Origin of the sequence: Yersinia sp. Marseille-Q3913, assembly GCF_963892745.1 — a bacterium.
Taxonomy (GTDB): domain Bacteria; phylum Pseudomonadota; class Gammaproteobacteria; order Enterobacterales; family Enterobacteriaceae; genus Yersinia; species Yersinia bercovieri.
The window spans coordinates 1-15,027 of the sequence record NZ_CAWQAF010000018.1 but is presented as its reverse complement, the minus strand read 5'-3'; the positions used below and the strand labels follow the sequence as shown (position 1 = coordinate 15,027).

Genomic DNA, 15,027 nt, shown 5'->3' with positions numbered 1-15,027 from the left:
TGTTTTATATCAATTTTATCAATAGGGCTAACAGCAATTATTTTTGTAAATTTTCAACGTTTTTTGCATTGATAGGTCAAAAAAGCATCATGAGGTCACAGAGTCGGGTTTAACAGTTTCACTCACGAGTTTGAATCGGTAAGCTTAGCGCATCAATATCTTACAGAACCAAGGAGAGTGTTTATGTCCGTCTCCCTTAGCTGGCACGATGTGATCGGCCAGGAAAAAGAACTGCCTTATTTTAAAGATACGCTGGCTTATGTGGCCTCAGAACGCAATGCTGGCAAAATTATCTACCCGCCACAAAAAGACATATTTAACGCGTTTCGCCTAACTGAGTTGGATCAGGTTAAAGTGGTTATTTTGGGTCAAGACCCCTACCACGGCCCCAATCAGGCTCATGGATTATCATTTTCCGTGTTGCCGGGAGTCCCCGCGCCCCCCTCTCTGGTGAATATGTACAAAGAGTTGGCCACCGACATTCCCGGCTTCCAGCGACCTAACCATGGCTTTTTACAAAGCTGGGCCGAGCAAGGTGTCCTGCTACTAAATACCGTGCTAACTGTCGAAGCGGGTAATGCACACTCTCACGCCAATCTTGGCTGGGAAACCTTTACCGATAAAGTCATTGCGGCACTGAATGAACATCGTGAAGGTGTGATTTTTATGTTGTGGGGGGCTCATGCGCAGAAAAAGGGCCGAATTATTGACACCCAGCGCCATTTTATTTTGAAAGCCCCACATCCATCACCACTCTCGGCACATCGTGGTTTTCTTGGCTGTAAGCACTTTTCACAAGCAAATCAATTATTACAGCAGCAAGGTTTAGCGCCAATTGACTGGCAACCTAAGCTACCCACTGAAGAATAAAACGTTATTGACTCAAAAAAAACGGATAAAAAAGGCACCTTTCCAGGTGCCTTTTCGCATCAGGACACCTTAAGCTTTCGCTTTAGATACCGCAACCATTGCCGGGCGTAACAAGCGGCCATTCAGCGTATAGCCTTTTTGCATCACCATCATCACGTTATTGGGTTCATGATCGGCAGATTCAAGCATCGTCATTGCCTGATGAACCTCAGGATTAAATGGCACATTGGTATCGCTAACAACTTCAATGCCGAATTTACCGACCGCATCGAGCAGTGATTTCAGTGTCAATTCGACACCTTCAATCATCGAAGTCAGCTCGGTATTGGCTTTGTCAGCAGTATCCAGTGCGCGTTCCAGATTATCGATCACTGGCAATAATTCAGCTGAGAATCGTTCCAAAGCAAACTTATGTGCTTTTTCAACATCCAATTCAGTACGACGACGGATATTCTCAACCTCAGCCTTAGCGCGTAGCAAGCTCTCGCGCTCACGCTGTATGGCTGCAGCCAACTGCGCTTCAAGCTCGGCAACACGCGGATCTACACCTTCACCCGTCTCTTGTGTCGCTTCCACTTGCTGCTCTGCTGCATTTTCCATTTCTTCCGAGACTTGCTCGTTTGGTGTTTTCTGTTCTTTACTACTCATGGATATCTCCGCGTTTTAGCATTAATCTCGCTACTTGGCTTATTATGGGGATCAAAACCGGGGATTCAAGGGAACCGGTCATAATGTGGGGTAAAAGAGTCCCCCAGTAAGGAAAATCACGGCAATGAATAATAAAAGATTCAATTGTATTGGTATTGTCGGTCACCCACGGCACCCGGCTGCACTTGCCACCCATGAAATGCTCTACCACTGGCTAAACGCCAGAGGTTATGACGTTATGGTTGAACAACAGATTGCTAAAGATCTCAATTTAACTGGCGCAGTTACCGGCAGTTTAGCTGAAATTGGCCAAAAAGCTGATTTAGCGGTCGTCGTCGGCGGTGATGGCAACATGCTTGGTGCCGCACGAGTCCTCGCCCGCTATGATATCAAAGTGATTGGCGTCAACCGAGGCAATCTGGGTTTCCTGACCGATTTAGACCCCGATAATGCCCAGCAACAGCTTTCCGATGTGTTAGAAGGCGAATACCTTAACGAACAACGTTTCTTGCTGGAAGCCCAGGTCACTCGCACTGATCAACAAAGCCGCATCAGCACGGCGATCAATGAAGTGGTTTTGCATCCTGGCAAAGTGGCGCATATGATTGAATTCGAAGTGTATATCGATGACCGCTTCGCATTTTCTCAACGGTCTGATGGCCTAATCATTGCCACTCCAACCGGCTCGACAGCTTATTCGCTCTCAGCAGGCGGTCCAATCCTGACGCCCACACTGGATGCCATCGTCCTGGTGCCCATGTTCCCGCACACCCTGACAGCTCGCCCACTGGTTATTAATAGTAGCAGCACCATTCGCCTGAAGTTTTCACAAATTACCAGCGACCTGGAAATAAGCTGTGACAGCCAGATAGCCTTGCCGATTCAGGAGGGAGAAGAAGTGTTAATCCGGCGCAGTGATTTCCATCTCAATCTTATTCATCCAAAGGACTATAGTTATTTCAATACGTTAAGCACGAAGCTCGGTTGGTCAAAAAAATTATTCTAAAAAGTGCCTTAGGGACTTTACTGTATATAAAACCAGTCTATACTGTATTCAAATACAGTCATGTATTTATGTACAGGAGATTTACCATGCTGGCCCAATTAACCATCAGTAATTTTGCAATTGTGCGTGAGTTAGAAATTGATTTTCAACCCGGAATGACAGCAATTACTGGCGAAACTGGGGCAGGTAAATCCATCGCCATAGATGCTTTGGGATTATGTCTTGGCAGTCGTTCAGATGGCAGTATGGTTCGTTTGGGGGCTACGCGTGCTGATATTTGCGCTCGCTTCTCATTGGCAGACACCCCATCAGCCCGTCAATGGTTGGAAAACAACCATCTTGATGACAGCAATGAATGTTTGCTGCGGCGAGCGATTGGAACAGATGGCCGCTCAAGAGGCTTTATTAATGGTACAGCGGTGCCTTTGTCCCAATTACGGGAGTTGGGTCAACACCTGATCCAGATTCACGGTCAGCATGCCCACCAGTTGCTGTTAAGGCCCGACCATCAAAAACAATTATTAGATGCTTACGCAGACCAATCAGCCCTGCTGGCCGAAATGAAAGCTGCCTATCAAATATGGCACCAAAGCTGCCGCGCGCTGGCACTTCATCAGCAGCAATCACTGGAACGTAATGCTCGCCATGAACTGCTGCAATATCAGTTGAAAGAGCTGAATTCATTCGCCCCGCAAGTGGGAGAATACGAGCAAATTGATATTGAATATAAGCGTCTGGCAAACAGTGGGCAGTTGTTGTCACTCAGCCAGCAAACCTTACAGCTACTGGCCGATGATGAACAAAGTAACATCCTCAGCCAACTCTACTCCGCCAAAAATCAGTTAACCGAACTGGCAAGTATGGATGAACAATTTAATAATTTGCTCAATATGCTGGAAGAAGCCTCGATCCAAATTAGTGAAGCCAGTGATGAGTTACGTCACTATGCAGAACAATTGGATATGGATCCCAATCGATTATATGAACTGGAACAACGGTTATCCCGCCAATTAAATTTGGCCCGCAAACACCACGTTGCACCGGAAGAACTACCACAGTTCCATCAGCAGTTATTGGATGAGCAAGAGCAACTCTCGCAACAAGAAAACGATCACGAGCAGCTCAGCCATGAAGTTAATACTCACTATCAGTACGCACTCGCTATCGCCAAACGGTTGCACGAGGAGCGCCAGCATTATGCTGATGAATTAGCTGCATTGATTACCGAGAGCATGCATGAGCTGTCGATGCCACATGGCAGACTCACTATTGATACCCAATTTGAGCCAGAACACCTCAGTGCCGAAGGGGCGACCCGGATTGAGTTCTGTGTCACAACCAATCCGGGTCAGCCACTGCAACCACTGGCTAAAGTTGCCTCTGGTGGCGAACTATCTCGCATCGCCTTGGCTATCCAGGTCATTACAGCGCGTAAAATGGATACCCCTGCGCTTATCTTTGATGAAGTCGATGTCGGTATCAGTGGACCGACAGCAGCCATCGTGGGTCGCCTGTTACGCCAGCTTGGCGAGTCGACTCAAGTCATGTGTGTGACACACCTCCCACAAGTTGCAGGTTGTGGTCATCAACATTTCTTTGTGAGCAAACAAACTGATGGCACTGAAACCGAAACACATATGCATCGACTCGATAAAAAAGCCCGTTTGCAAGAGTTGGCGCGCCTTCTGGGCGGCAGTGAAGTAACGAAAAATACCTTGGCAAACGCAAAAGAATTGCTCGCAGCATAGAAAAGATTAACTTTTTTCCTTTCCAGAGGTCATACAGGTGCCCTGTAAAGGTTTCCAACTGCTGCAAGGTCTATTATCATCGTCACCCTACGCCCTAAAGGAATGTGATTACTATGCGCTGTAAAATGCTGACTGCCGCCGCTGTAATGCTTGCAATACTTACTGCGGGTTGTTCAACGCTGGAGAAGGTGGTCTACCGGCCTGATATTAATCAGGGTAACTATTTATCACCTAATGATGCGTCCAAAATTCATAAGGGTATGACCCAACAACAAGTGGCATATACCTTAGGCACCCCAATGTTGCAGGATCCGTTTGGTACTAAAACCTGGTTCTACGTATTCCGTCAGCAACCTGGTCACGAAAAAATCACTCAACAAACATTGACGTTGACCTTCGATAGCAGTGGTGTGCTGACTGATATCAAAAACGATCCAACGTTAACTGGAAATTAATTTATCCGAAGATTGCCGAGTAGATTGAGGGAGCGAATGCTGATTAGGATTTTTGGTGCTGGGTCGATTACTGCTGATGCGGCCACACGATAGCGCACATTTTTTCTCAAGAGCAGTCTAGGGCAACAATAAAAAATAAGGCGCGACTGTGCCTTATTTTTTTGCGTGTTCAGCGCGCTGGCGGCGTAGTTCTTTCGGATCAGCGATTAGTGGGCGATATATCTCAACACGATCACCGTCATTAAGCTTATCGCCAAGTTTTACCGGACGACTATAGACACCCACTTTATTTTTTGTCAGGTCGATATCTGATCGCAACTCAAGCAGACCCGATGCTTTGATGGCATCCTCGACAGTACTTCCTTCATCAAGGGAAACAGAGCGCAGATATTGGCGTTCAGGCAAGGCATAAACTACCTCAACGCGAATATCAGACACTATAAACCTCTTTAGCCCGCTGGGTGAACGCCTGCACCATACTTCCAACCAACTCCTTGAATATCTTACCAAAAGCTAATTCAATCAACTTATTCGTAAACTCAAAATCAAGGTGCAGCTCAACTTTACAGGCATCCGCACTCAGCGGCGTAAAATGCCAACCGCCCATTAATTTACGAAACGGCCCATCCACCAGTTGCATATTTATGCTCTGGTTATCAGTCAATGTATTACGTGTAGTAAAGGTTTTGCTTATTCCGGCCTTGGCAACATCAACGGCTGCGGTCATTTCGTTTTCAGTAGCATCAAGTACTCGGCTTCCGGTACAGCCAGGTAAAAATTCTGGGTAAGAACGAACATCATTAACTAGTTGATACATCTGTTCTACGCTGAACGGAACCAACGCAGAGCGGCTAATTTGTGGCATAACATTTCCTGTGAGACATAAAACGCACTGATAATACCATTTATCTGCCGCCAGACAAAAAATCTGCTAGCCATTCCGTGCAACAAATGAGACAAAATGCACCAGCATCCTGCGGGAAAGGATTTCATTCGCCTCCACATACAGTATAATGATCAACATTATGACAAAGAAAAAAGCATACAAACCCGGTTCCGCAACCATTGCGCAAAACAAGCGCGCCCGCCACGAATACTTCATCGAGCAAGAGTTCGAAGCGGGTCTCTCTTTGCAAGGTTGGGAAGTAAAATCCCTGCGTGCTGGTAAAGCCAACATCAGTGATAGCTACGTCACTTTTAGAAACGGTGAAGCCTTCCTATTCGGGGCAACCATTACACCGCTTAACGTCGCTTCAACTCATGTTGTCTGTGAACCAATGCGTACACGCAAATTATTGCTGAATAAACGCGAACTAGATTCGCTGATCGGCAAAGTTAACCGCGACGGTTTTACTGTAGTTGCCCTTTCCATGTATTGGAAAAATGCGTGGGTTAAAGTTAAAATCGGTGTCGCAAAAGGTAAAAAAGATCACGATAAGCGCGATGACATCAAAGATCGTGAGTGGCAGGTTGATAAAGCCAGAATAATGAAACACGCTAATCGTTAAGTCACTGGCTTAACAGGCGATAGTTCTGGTATACTAAATAAGTTCTTTGGGGCTGATTCTGGATTCGACGGGATTTGCGAAACCCAAGGTGCATGCCGAGGTGCGGAGGCCTCGTAAAAAACCGCAAAAAAAATAATTGCAAACGACTCGCAATACGAATCTGCTGCTTTAGCAGCTTAATCAGCCTAAGAAACTGAAGATTCCCTCTCTCCCTAGCCTCCGCTCTTAGGACGGGGATCAAGAGAGGTCAAACCTAAAAGAGATCGCGTGGACACCTTGCCTGGGGTGAAAGCGTTAAACCCAATCAGGATAGTTTGTTAGTGGCGTGTCCGTCCGCAGCTAACCGGCGAATGTAATGACTGGACTAAGCATGTAGTGCCGACGGCGTAGTAATTTCGGACGGGGGTTCAAATCCCCCCAGCTCCACCACTTTTAGTTTTACCGAAGTATAGTAAAGTCTACTAAGCCCGCATGGAACCAGCCTTGCGGGCTTTTTTACGTCTATAGTAGTCTACTGAGAATTGCTAGAAACCACTACTTATGGCACCCTCCTTGGGACCCTACACAAAGGGTCCAAAACTTGAGGGTCCCAAAATGGCAAAACTCGCAAAAAAACTCACGGATACTGAAATCAAAAGCACTAAACCTTCAGACAAAGAAATCAACTTGTTTGACGGTGATGGCCTAATGCTAAGAATCGCCCCCCTCTCAAGGGGTGGAAAGAAAAATTGGTATTTCAGGTATGCAGTGCCAGTAACTAAAAAGCGAACAAAGATAAGCCTCGGAACCTACCCCCACCTCACGTTAGCAAGAGCAAGAGTTTTGCGGGATGAATACCTATCTTTACTTGCCAATGGCATCGATCCACAAGTCCATAACAACGATAAAGCTAATGCATTAAAGGATGCTACTGAGCACACGCTACAAGCTGTTGCTCGAAAGTGGTTAGATGAGAAGGTAAAGACATCTGGTATATCCAAAGACCATGCAGAAGACATTTGGCGTAGTCTTGAAAGAAATATCTTCCCCGGATTAGGCAATGTTCCTATCAAAGAGATCCGGCCTAAGTTATTGAAGCAGCATCTTGACCCAATTGAACAACGCGGTGTATTGGAAACCCTGCGCCGAATCATTTCCCGCCTGAATGAAATCTTCCGCTGGGCAGCGACAGAAGAACTTATTGAGTTTAATCCTGCTGATAACCTCGGTCAGCGTTTTAGTAAACCTAAAAAGCAAAATATGCCCGCCCTTCCCCCCAGCGAACTACCAAGATTTATGGCTGCACTGGCGAATGCTTCCATACGGCTGGAAACACGTATGCTGATTGAATGGCAATTGCTTACTTGGGTTCGCCCCGGAGAGGCTGTTCGTGCGCGTTGGGCTGACATCGATACAGAAAACAAAATCTGGAACATCCCCCCTGAATTTATGAAGATGAAACGTCCTCATAAGGTGCCGCTCAGCAAAGAAGCTCTTCGTATACTCGAAAATATGCAGCCTATCAGCAGCCATCGTGAGTGGGTATTTCCCAGCATAAAAACTCCGCTGACCCATATGCATGAGCAAACAGCCAATGCTGCGTTAATCCGTATGGGTTTAGGTGGTGAATTGGTTGCCCACGGTATGCGATCTATCGCAAGGACAGCAGCAGAGGAATGCGGTAAATTCAGGACGGAAGTTCTTGAATCGGCTTTGGCTCATACCAAAAGCACTGAGATTATAGCCGCTTACAATCGTGCAGAGTATCTCGTCGAAAGAGCAGATCTTATGCAATGGTGGGGGGATTATATTCAAGTGCAAAAACATAAGGCTATTGCTGCGTGATGATATTGTGCCCATGCACTGCTTTAACTCACTCAAAGGCCTATTCTTCTCTTAATGACTATGAATAAGGAGCATGAGCGACTGGCTATAGAAGCATAACATTACGACAGCGCAGATTATTTAAATTGCAAGTATGGCGATTGAAATTATTCCATTTGATTGACCAATATCTTGAAAAAGATAAGGTTCAATAGGCAGATTTCAAAGAGAATGTTACTTTAAAATTTCTATAGTATAGTGACATAACCATACTCTTTAAGGTGTTTTTATGAATACTACACACGATCCTATCCGTCATATAAAATACTTAAGGCAGTCCCTATCTCAAGATAATGAAGCTATAGGTTTCTTCCTTTCCGCAGGGTGTCCACTGTCAGTCGATATGCCTGAAGATGAATGGCCATTAATACCTGATGTAGTTAATCTTACAAAACACATCCACAAAGAATTGGTTGATAATCAACAATATACAAAACTCATAACGGAATTAGTTAAAGCTGAAAAAGATAAAGATAATATCGAAGATATTCTTAGTTTTTTGCGGGGGCTTGTTTCTGTTTCTAAAGGAGGAGAAGTTAGAGGATTAAGTGAAGAACATCTTGCAGGCCTAGAGAAATTGATATGTGAGAAGATAGCAGTAAAAATAGATGTTATTCTTCCAAATGAAGAAACTCCATATCACAAACTGGCTAAATGGATACGTTCTATTGATAGAAAAATCGCGGTGGAAATTTTCACAACGAACTATGACCTTTTGATGGAGCAATCGCTTGAGGAAATGGAAATACCATATTTCGACGGCTTTGTTGGTGCCAACAATCCATTCTTTGACCTAAGAGCATTAGAAGATAATTTAATACCAAAACACTGGTCAAGACTTTGGAAAATTCATGGTTCAATAAACTGGTGCCAAAAGAATATAGGTAATCAAAAGAGAGTTTATAGAACTCATCCGAATCATAAAGAATCATCCCATTTAATATACCCTTCACACCTTAAATATGAAGAAAGTAGAAAAATGCCATATTTGGCTCTATTGGATCAATTGAATAGATTCATTAGAAAAAAATCATCCTTTCTTGTCTTATCCGGTTATTCATTTAACGATGGTCATTTGAACGATGTCATTGTAAGTGCACTAAAGTCAAACCCTACAGCTATGGTTTTAGGATTAATGTATGGTGATTTTAATATTAATGGAAAAGAAAAATATCCTGAAGCATATCGATTAGCTAAAAATCAACATAACTTAAATGTGTGGACTAACGATGCTGCCATTATTGGTACAAATTATGGAAAATGGTTTTACAATGAAAACAATGATGATGACAAAGAGATTTTCAGTTTTATAAAAAGAATTAGCTCAGAAGAGCATAACCAATGTAACTCAAATGTTAGCTTTGGTGATTTTAAGGATTTTACTACATTCTTACAAAGAATCATTGGTTCTATTAAGGATTGAAACCATGTCTGATAAAGAATCTTATTTAGGTAAAGTTCAAGATGTAAATGGAACAACTGTAAGCGTATCATTATCAAAAGACTCACTGAGTGGTTTCATATATATAGATGGTCAAGGATATAGGGCCGGACAAATAGGTAGTTTTGTCAGAATACCAATCGGGTTCAATAATTTATTTGGAATAATCAGTCAGGTCGGAGCAAGCGCATCTCCATTAGATACTGATGAAAATACACAAGTAGATAATAGATGGCTTAGAATACAACTTATTGGTGAAGCACAAAGAAATGGTTCATTTCAGAGAGGACTATCACAATATCCAACTATCGGTGATAACGTTCATCTTGTATCAGAAAAAGAATTAAAACAAATTTATGGGCAACCCGATGAAGGATATTTCGTCAAGATTGGCCACATATCAAATGCAGATTCAATACCCGCGCTCATTGATATTAATAAACTCATAACCAGACATTCTGCAGTAGTTGGCACTACAGGCTCAGGAAAATCTACTACAGTTGCCAGTTTAATTTCCGCATTATCTGAAAGTGAAAAATATCCGTCTGCTAGAATAATTATGCTTGATCTGCACGGCGAATATGGTCGATGCTTAAAAGATAGGGCTAATATCTATAAAGTCAATGCAGACCCAAACCCAATCGTAGGAGAAAAAGAACTTTATATACCTTATTGGGCACTGAATTTCGATGAACTTTCAGAAGTCTGCTTTGGGGGGATTGACTCGGAAAAAGAAAGAAATATATTACTTGAAAAAATACAAAAAGTAAAAAGCGAATCACTTAAAAGGAAGCCACGAAATGGCTCAAACCAAGATACCCTAAGCGCTGACTCACCGATTCCTTTCAATCTACATTGTTTATGGCATCAGTTATATACTGAAACCTTTGGAACATACATTAAAACACAAGGGAAACAACCTCTTGAAACCTTAGCTTATGAAACATTGATCGATGGTTCAGAGCTAAAGGGTAATGCGTTATCTGGAGTTCCCCCTATATTTAAGAATGTATCAAACGAAGCTGGCGCGACTAAAATAAATTACTTACCAACGCCACTTACGTTAGGTAAGCAGTTACAAGCCTTAGGTTCAAAGCTCAGAGTCCCTCGGTATGATTTTATTTTTAAACCGGGTCAGTGGACTCCATCAATAGATGGAGATATACAAAAAGATTTGGATGAATTACTAAAGGGATGGATTGGTGATAAACCAGTAACCATTCTCGATTTGTCTGGCGTTCCTTCTGATATATTAAAAACCATCATAGGTGCTGTTTTACGAATATTATATGAAGCACTTTTTTGGGCAAGAAATCTATCTCAGGGTGGTAGACACCGACCTTTACTAATAGTTATGGAGGAAGCTCATAACTATTTAAATAGTCAAAATGATAGTATGGCATCACGAATGGTGAAAAGAATTGTCAAAGAAGGAAGAAAATATGGAATAGGGACAATGGTTGTAACTCAACGCCCTTCAGAAATTGATTCAACAATACTTTCACAATGTGGAACTTTCTTTGCCCTACGTCTTAATAACGCTTCAGATCGCAGTCATATAACCTCAGCCATGTCAGATAATCTTGATGGATTAACCAGCATGCTCCCAATTCTCAGAACGGGAGAATGCATTGTGTTAGGAGAAGCAGTCAAATTACCAATGAGGACATCAGTAATCCCTCCCCCCAAAGATCGACGACCCGATAGTCAAGATCCTATTGTATATGATATTCTACCGCAAGACGATTCAATGAATCCCGGTGGTTGGAATATATATCCAGAAAAAGAACCAAACTATGCTGAAGTTATCGAAGCATGGAGATCTCAAAGTCCAAGAATAAGTAAAGTAAAACTATAGAGGAATATATGAATAGACAACCGGTAGTGTCAAGTAATATCCGTAGCGTTGGTTATGACGCTAATGATTCAACCTTAGAGATTGAGTTTAATAACGGTGCTATATATCAATATTTTGATATCCCTCAAAATATTTACTCGGATCTAATACATTCAGATTCTGTTGGTGGGTATCTTGCCAGACATATCAAAGGACACTTTAGATTTTCTCGCGTATAGGTCAAACATTAAAAAGGGCCATTTGGCCCTTTATCCTTCAGTTAAGGGGATGTTCCAAATGGAAAAATAATACCCCAAATTTGTGGCAACTATATCAACTCATAGAGCTGTAAATAACCCCCATTCACGGACATATTAGATACGCCATTGAAATACCCCCACTTAAATAATCATTCGCATCTGATAATATTTAAAATATTTACTCTTGCTTATCAATATTTTTTCAAAAAACATATCACCCGCTAATTTAATGCAAATTTAACCTTTGCCTCTAAAATGTTTCGAATGCAATAACAAACTTAGCATAAATTTTTTATCTATATTCATAACATCATAGCAGACTGCCATATCGGCTATATCTACTAACTACACGCTGTTGCTGACCATGATGCAGAATAAACCATATGACATTTTTCCCAGTTTACGCACGATTCGCAGGAAGGTGTCGTGACTCCAGCCCAGCCAGTTTGTAAGGTGCAATAATTACCATAGTTAGAACCTCCCGGTTGTGTCCAGTAGCGTGCTACAGGGATTTTATTAGCTGAACATACAGGATTACTCCCGTAAATAACTTCTACCTTTCCACCTGAACCCCAAACACCGGATTGACAAGACAGCATATCCCCTGCATTTGATCGCCCAATAAGCCCATTAGGTGAACAGGCTGCACCAGATACAGCAATTCCATTTATCTGAACATACTCATCTGATGTGATACGCCCTGTCGACTGGATATAATTGGAATAAACACGCTTACTGTTGATATCTGCAGTCGTATTGATATTGCCGGTGGCGTTAATCACATTATTAACCTGAACAATACCGCCATAGGTTGAAGCACCACTGACCGATAAGGTAGATCTTACTTCTACAGAGCCAGTCAAAGTCGAATTCCCTACAACGGTTAAGGCTCCGCCAACATTGGTTGATCCTGTCGATTTTAATACCTCAGCCATCACAGTGCCTGCAGCGGTAATATCTTTGGCGTTATTAATACTTTTGCCGCCCATATTCAAGTCTCCCGTCATTGGCAATGTGCCATCACGGCGAAGATAAACCGAATACATTGATGAATCATAACCCACACGATAGGCCAATAAACCTTCTGTAGTGATATTGCTGTAGTCAGATGATTTTTCATTCCATTGACCACCATAACCAGAAGCTACAGTGGGTGATCGGGTCATTCCGCTGTCTATTCCTGCCGATTGCATCGCTTTACCAAGGAGGTCATAGCGAACTTTCCCGCCTTCATTCCATATTGCCGTTGTCATCACAAGGCCATTGATCACATAGTTAGGAGCTATACCTGAACGTTTCAATAAAACCTTATATGAAGATTTATTGGCATTTATCCCGGTATAACTAACAGGCAATAGTCCTTCATTAATTAATGTCTGATAAGTGATTTCACAGCCATTGGATGAACAAACTCTTGGCCCCGGATCATTGGATTGACTGGTGCTGCTTGTCAGGGTTGAAAGCTTGTCATATCGAATGTTGATATAGCGGTTAACCGCTTCACCGATTTGCTTTATCTGCGCTCCCACCGCATTAGCTATAACAACTTCTTGTTCGCTTTTCATATCTTGAAATTTAATAAAAGCCATTGCAGTGCCAACCCCTAAAACCAATACCAACTCTAATAAGGAAAATCCTTTTTTATGCTGTTTAATCATTTTCTTGTCCTTTTTTATTTTCACGTAATCATTAATTAGCAAAAATAAAAAAGAGGTCAAGATGAACAAAGGATATTTTTAACATAGCGGAATAAAGAAATAGACTACCGCGCCCTTCTGGGGCTTGCTCAACAGTTCACCGGCTTAAAAACAAGTTTTAAACCGGTTCACCGTTCGGACGTGAAATAAAACGATATTAGGATTTAGATTTATTAATGGTAGTATCAAGATAAATCTGACCTCGCTCACGATAGTTTTCAATATCATTCTCATGAAGAGAGTAAATATCCAGCAGGATACCAAACACTAATTTCTTATCTACTTGACTAATATCACATCCTAAAACTTTAGCAATCTCTGCGCCTAAAATTATTTTCTGTCGTGTATTTAATTTTTTATCGTCTTTTTTCTTTTTAGATTCCAAAAAGTAAAGCCGTTCTTGTGCTGTTGCGATTTGTTGTTTAATTGTCTTTTCTGTCATAAATCCCCCTTAGTATTTGTTTTTATTTCTGTAAGGGATATTCACACTTTCATGTTCAGAACTCAGTTGTTTCTTTATTGATTTTATCTTCAACCGAAACTTACTTTTCTCTTGTCTCTCTTTTGCTTTTTCCCTTATATATATTATTGTTTTTTCTGCTTCTAAATAGGCTTTTTCAAAATCAGTAAAGATCCCGTCATCAAGCAGCCTTTTGGCTTCCAAATCGATAGCCTCATCGTTTTTTTTAAACATATATGCCCCTTGTATTTTACTCTTTTTTATTCATTAGCATATTTACAATAAAAATCAATATCATGAGTGATATTTATTTCACTATCCATAAGCTCAATACTCCGATATTAATCCCCCACATTATTGCATTAACGCCAAGTAAGATTAATGCCACGTCGTCCAGTTCACCAAGTCTCATATTATTTCCTTTTTATATATTCTCTTTATTACCTACATCATATTTATTTAAATAACAAATTATTGATAACACTAACTGCCATTAATCCGCCATAAAATGTATTTATGCAACACGATTGTAGGTAATAGTTATTTCCAAACACTCTTACTCACCACGTTACTTAATTTGTCCCATTACTGATTTTATTTTCATAGCCTAATAGATAACTCGTCTTGTCTTTCGGACATTCATTGGAAGCCATCTAATAACATTAACGGATGACATCTTCCTTTAATCTATATTGCGCCGCTTAATTCGGCGTTTTGTTCTCTCTTTATTTACAGTCTTTCATATTAGTTGTATTAATTAATAAGGAGAGCTTTTACATTGTTATCAAAACAATGCCCACTTATACACTCACTTCGTGAGCGTGTGGGGTCTACCGACGGTTGCTGCCGCAGGCTAAAAGCAAAACTAAGTTCAACGTCAACCCCTGAGTTTTTCTTACGAAAAACTAAAACCAGCATAGTAGACGCTGATGTTTATTTGATAGTTTTTATTATATTTAAGGTTATTTATTACATGGCAATATTTCATCTGGAGTTTAAAATTGTGAAACGCTCGGAGGGCATGTCTTCCTGTAGAAAGGCGGCTTATCATGCGCGTTGCAAAATAACAGATAATCGCACAGGTAATACTTACGATTTCAGCCACAGGATAGATTTATTCCATCATCAAATATTAGCGCCAGTTTCTGCACCGGCTCATATTATTGAAAGCTCAACACATGTCAATTATGGTCTAAAAGTGAGCCACAGTTATGCTTTAAAAGTGCGCCACTTT

At 41.7% G+C, this 15,027-nt stretch carries 16 protein-coding genes and 1 other RNA gene; 11 read left to right on the top strand and 6 right to left on the bottom strand.

Translation table 11 applies throughout. The features are described from left to right. Window positions 1–183 precede the first annotated feature (183 nt). Window positions 184–870 carry a uracil-DNA glycosylase gene (gene ung / locus AACW11_RS09305; RefSeq protein ID WP_212586565.1) on the top strand — a complete coding sequence of 229 codons (687 nt, stop codon included), beginning with the start codon at window positions 184–186 and terminating at the stop codon, window positions 868–870. 69 nt (window positions 871–939) lie between these two features. Here the strand turns inward: ung and grpE are convergent, their stop codons facing one another. Then, entirely contained in the window at window positions 940–1,518 is a 579-nt protein-coding gene (gene grpE, locus AACW11_RS09300) for a nucleotide exchange factor GrpE (RefSeq protein WP_005274213.1), read from the bottom strand. A 124-nt stretch (window positions 1,519–1,642) separates the two neighbouring features. Here grpE and nadK point away from each other — a divergent pair, with 124 nt between their 5' ends. The 3 genes from nadK to bamE all read left to right on the top strand — a co-directional run bounded on the left by nadK (window position 1,643) and on the right by bamE (window position 4,727). Further along, window positions 1,643–2,524, top strand: a complete 882-nt coding sequence (gene nadK / locus AACW11_RS09295) for an NAD(+) kinase (RefSeq protein WP_048617050.1) — start codon at window positions 1,643–1,645, stop codon at window positions 2,522–2,524. An 86-nt stretch (window positions 2,525–2,610) separates the two neighbouring features. After that, window positions 2,611–4,272 (top strand): DNA repair protein RecN, encoded by a 1,662-nt coding sequence (recN, locus tag AACW11_RS09290; protein WP_212586564.1) that lies wholly within the window; start codon window positions 2,611–2,613, stop codon window positions 4,270–4,272. A gap of 113 nt (window positions 4,273–4,385) precedes the next feature. Further along, window positions 4,386–4,727 carry an outer membrane protein assembly factor BamE gene (bamE, locus tag AACW11_RS09285; RefSeq protein WP_212586563.1) on the top strand — a complete coding sequence of 114 codons (342 nt, stop codon included), beginning with the start codon at window positions 4,386–4,388 and terminating at the stop codon, window positions 4,725–4,727. Between the two features lie 153 nt (window positions 4,728–4,880). Here the strand turns inward: bamE and AACW11_RS09280 are convergent, their stop codons facing one another. Both AACW11_RS09280 and AACW11_RS09275 read right to left on the bottom strand, forming a co-directional pair. Then, window positions 4,881–5,165 carry an RnfH family protein gene (locus AACW11_RS09280; protein WP_212586562.1) on the bottom strand — a complete coding sequence of 95 codons (285 nt, stop codon included), beginning with the start codon at window positions 5,163–5,165 and terminating at the stop codon, window positions 4,881–4,883. Beyond that, complete coding sequence (locus tag AACW11_RS09275; protein WP_032897860.1) at window positions 5,158–5,592, bottom strand: type II toxin-antitoxin system RatA family toxin; 435 nt, start codon at window positions 5,590–5,592, stop codon at window positions 5,158–5,160. The genes AACW11_RS09280 and AACW11_RS09275 overlap by 8 nt, the downstream gene beginning before the upstream one ends. 160 nt (window positions 5,593–5,752) lie before the next feature. Here AACW11_RS09275 and smpB point away from each other — a divergent pair, with 160 nt between their 5' ends. The 6 genes from smpB to AACW11_RS09245 all read left to right on the top strand — a co-directional run bounded on the left by smpB (window position 5,753) and on the right by AACW11_RS09245 (window position 11,615). Continuing rightward, window positions 5,753–6,235, top strand: coding sequence for an SsrA-binding protein SmpB (gene smpB, locus AACW11_RS09270; RefSeq protein ID WP_032897911.1), 483 nt, complete (start codon window positions 5,753–5,755; stop codon window positions 6,233–6,235). A 48-nt stretch (window positions 6,236–6,283) separates the two neighbouring features. Continuing rightward, window positions 6,284–6,664: a transfer-messenger RNA gene (gene ssrA, locus AACW11_RS09265) on the top strand. A gap of 165 nt (window positions 6,665–6,829) precedes the next feature. After that, entirely contained in the window at window positions 6,830–8,059 is a 1,230-nt protein-coding gene (locus AACW11_RS09260; protein ID WP_212586561.1) for an integrase domain-containing protein, read from the top strand. 268 nt (window positions 8,060–8,327) lie between these two features. Further along, on the top strand, window positions 8,328–9,521 hold the full coding sequence (locus AACW11_RS09255; RefSeq protein ID WP_212586560.1) for an SIR2 family protein: 1,194 nt from the start codon (window positions 8,328–8,330) through the stop codon (window positions 9,519–9,521). 4 nt (window positions 9,522–9,525) lie between these two features. Then, window positions 9,526–11,397, top strand: coding sequence for an ATP-binding protein (locus AACW11_RS09250; protein ID WP_212586559.1), 1,872 nt, complete (start codon window positions 9,526–9,528; stop codon window positions 11,395–11,397). A gap of 8 nt (window positions 11,398–11,405) precedes the next feature. Beyond that, window positions 11,406–11,615, top strand: a complete 210-nt coding sequence (locus tag AACW11_RS09245; RefSeq protein WP_072077877.1) for a KTSC domain-containing protein — start codon at window positions 11,406–11,408, stop codon at window positions 11,613–11,615. Between the two features lie 362 nt (window positions 11,616–11,977). Here the strand turns inward: AACW11_RS09245 and pilV are convergent, their stop codons facing one another. From pilV to AACW11_RS09230, 3 genes are all read right to left on the bottom strand, one after another. Further along, the gene (pilV, locus tag AACW11_RS09240) at window positions 11,978–13,294 is read right to left on the bottom strand and encodes a shufflon system plasmid conjugative transfer pilus tip adhesin PilV (RefSeq protein WP_212586558.1); all 1,317 of its coding nucleotides are present in this window, start codon (window positions 13,292–13,294) and stop codon (window positions 11,978–11,980) included. A 196-nt stretch (window positions 13,295–13,490) separates the two neighbouring features. Next, window positions 13,491–13,775: a conjugal transfer protein TraD gene (locus AACW11_RS09235; RefSeq protein ID WP_212586557.1), complete on the bottom strand. Its 285-nt coding sequence runs from the start codon at window positions 13,773–13,775 to the stop codon at window positions 13,491–13,493. 9 nt (window positions 13,776–13,784) lie between these two features. Next, on the bottom strand, window positions 13,785–14,027 hold the full coding sequence (locus AACW11_RS09230) for a hypothetical protein (protein WP_212586556.1): 243 nt from the start codon (window positions 14,025–14,027) through the stop codon (window positions 13,785–13,787). A gap of 682 nt (window positions 14,028–14,709) precedes the next feature. On the opposite strand from AACW11_RS09230, the gene AACW11_RS09225 reads away from it, so the two are divergent. Next, window positions 14,710–15,027: MobA/MobL family protein (locus AACW11_RS09225; RefSeq protein ID WP_339379052.1), on the top strand; the 318-nt coding region annotated here is incomplete at its 3' end.

Excerpts from the sequence above, each read along its gene's own strand:
- AACW11_RS09260 (WP_212586561.1), top strand. The coding sequence starts at position 6,830 with ATGGCAAAACTCGCAAAAAAACTCACGGATACTGAAATCAAAAGCACT.
- AACW11_RS09255 (WP_212586560.1), top strand. The coding sequence starts at position 8,328 with ATGAATACTACACACGATCCTATCCGTCATATAAAATACTTAAGGCAG.
- AACW11_RS09245 (WP_072077877.1), top strand. The coding sequence starts at position 11,406 with ATGAATAGACAACCGGTAGTGTCAAGTAATATCCGTAGCGTTGGTTAT.
- smpB (WP_032897911.1), top strand. The coding sequence starts at position 5,753 with ATGACAAAGAAAAAAGCATACAAACCCGGTTCCGCAACCATTGCGCAA.
- grpE (WP_005274213.1), bottom strand. The coding sequence starts at position 1,518 with ATGAGTAGTAAAGAACAGAAAACACCAAACGAGCAAGTCTCGGAAGAA.
- nadK (WP_048617050.1), top strand. The coding sequence starts at position 1,643 with ATGAATAATAAAAGATTCAATTGTATTGGTATTGTCGGTCACCCACGG.
- bamE (WP_212586563.1), top strand. The coding sequence starts at position 4,386 with ATGCGCTGTAAAATGCTGACTGCCGCCGCTGTAATGCTTGCAATACTT.
- AACW11_RS09250 (WP_212586559.1), top strand. The coding sequence starts at position 9,526 with ATGTCTGATAAAGAATCTTATTTAGGTAAAGTTCAAGATGTAAATGGA.
- ung (WP_212586565.1), top strand. The coding sequence starts at position 184 with ATGTCCGTCTCCCTTAGCTGGCACGATGTGATCGGCCAGGAAAAAGAA.
- AACW11_RS09230 (WP_212586556.1), bottom strand. The coding sequence starts at position 14,027 with ATGTTTAAAAAAAACGATGAGGCTATCGATTTGGAAGCCAAAAGGCTG.
- AACW11_RS09275 (WP_032897860.1), bottom strand. The coding sequence starts at position 5,592 with ATGCCACAAATTAGCCGCTCTGCGTTGGTTCCGTTCAGCGTAGAACAG.
- recN (WP_212586564.1), top strand. The coding sequence starts at position 2,611 with ATGCTGGCCCAATTAACCATCAGTAATTTTGCAATTGTGCGTGAGTTA.
- AACW11_RS09235 (WP_212586557.1), bottom strand. The coding sequence starts at position 13,775 with ATGACAGAAAAGACAATTAAACAACAAATCGCAACAGCACAAGAACGG.
- pilV (WP_212586558.1), bottom strand. The coding sequence starts at position 13,294 with ATGATTAAACAGCATAAAAAAGGATTTTCCTTATTAGAGTTGGTATTG.